2 protein-coding genes are annotated in these 1,585 nt (G+C 70.0%); both read right to left on the reverse strand.

Annotation, left to right across the window (positions count from 1 at the left end; genetic code table 11):
* Positions 1-492 (reverse strand): biotin/lipoyl-containing protein (locus DSP71_RS05805; protein WP_309472607.1); only part of this gene is annotated, 492 nt, incomplete at its 3' end.
* Positions 489-1,517: an alpha-ketoacid dehydrogenase subunit beta gene (locus DSP71_RS05810; RefSeq protein WP_113680613.1), complete on the reverse strand. Its 1,029-nt coding sequence runs from the start codon at positions 1,515-1,517 to the stop codon at positions 489-491. The genes DSP71_RS05810 and DSP71_RS05805, both read right to left, overlap by 4 nt.
* Positions 1,518-1,585 lie beyond the last annotated feature (68 nt).

A 1,585-nucleotide genomic window follows, 5' to 3' on the forward strand; every position in this document is an offset into this window, starting at 1 on the left:
GGACGATCCAGCGGGCGAAGTGCCCGCAAGCGTCCCCGATGCGGAGTGGATCGTCGTCGATGCGGGGTGAATCGTCGTCGATGCGACCGGGGGGCGCCGCCGCCCCTTGGTCGCACGAGCGGTGGTGCCGTAGCCGATGAGGACGTTCCCTGAGCCCGCGCGTTCCTCCTCGCGGTACGCCTCGTGCTCGGGCTGGGTGGGCGGAGCGGGAGTCGCCGCGGAGGACGGGGAGTCCGCCACCTCGAGCACGGGGGCGCCGACGTCGATCGTGTCCCCGGCGGTGCGGTGCAGAGCCGTGATGACTCCGGCGAACGGCGACGGCAGCTCCACGATGCTCTTCGCGGTCTCGACCTCGGCGATCGGCTGGTCCGTCACGATGGTGTCGCCGACCGCGACGAGCCACTGCACGAGTCCGGCCTCGGTCAGCCCCTCGCCGAGGTCGGGCAGTCGGAACACCCGCGTGCCCGTCTGCGGCTTCACCGGAGTGCTCATGATTCGTCCTCCCAGTGCAGGGTGTCGATCGCATCGAGCACGCGGTCGACGTCCGGCAGGTACCAGTGCTCGAGCTTCGGAGGTGCGTAGGGCGTGTCGAATCCGGTCACCCGTCGCACGGGCGCCGACAGGTATTCGAAGCAGCGCTCGAACACGCGTGCCTGGATCTCGGAGGCGACGCTCACGTAGCCCGGCGCCTCCGCGATGACCACGGCACGGCCTGTCGACTTCACGGCGGCCGTCACGGTGGCGTCGTCGAACGGCGAGAGGGAGCGGACGTCGACGACCTGCACGCTCCGCCCCTCCGCAGCGGCCACCTCGGCGACCTCCAGTGCGAGCGGCACGGACGAGCCGTACGCGAGGAGCGTCACATCCGTGCCGTCGCGGGCGATACGCGCCGAACCGAGCTCCGCGGTGACCGAGGTGTCGACCTCGCCCTTGCTCCAGTACAGCTTCTTGGGCTCGAGGAAGATCACCGGGTCGGGCGAGGCGATGGCCTCACGCAGCAGGGAGTACGCGTCCTGCGGAGTGGCCGGGCTGACGACCGTGAGGCCGGGGGTGTGGGCGTAGTAGGCCTCGGACGAGTCGCAGTGGTGCTCGACGCCCCCGATGCCGCCCCCGAACGGGATGCGGATCACCAGGGGCATGCGCATGCCACCGCGCGTGCGGTTGCCGAGCTTGGCGACATGGCTCACGACCTGTTCGAACGCGGGGAGGGCGAAGGCGTCGAACTGCATCTCGATCACGGGGTGCAGCCCGTTCATCGCCATCCCCACCGCGGTGCCGACGATCCCGGACTCCGCGAGCGGGGTGTCGAAGCAGCGGTCCTCACCGAAACGTGCGGTGAGTCCATCCGTGATGCGGAAGACGCCACCGAGGGCTCCCACGTCTTCGCCGAAGACCACCACATCCGGATCCGACTCGATGGCGTCGGCCAGCGCCCTGTTCAAGGCGGCGGCCATGGTCATCGTGGTCGTCGTGGTGGCTCCGCTCTCGATGCGCGTGTCGTCCTGTGCGATCGTCATCGGTGGCCTCCGGTCGTGGCGTGCTCGGCGTCGGCAAGACGCGAGCGTTCGATCTCGTCGCGCAGCAG

Origin of the sequence: Microbacterium sp. H6 (assembly GCF_003314775.1) — a bacterium.
GTDB lineage: Bacteria > Actinomycetota > Actinomycetes > Actinomycetales > Microbacteriaceae > Microbacterium > Microbacterium oxydans.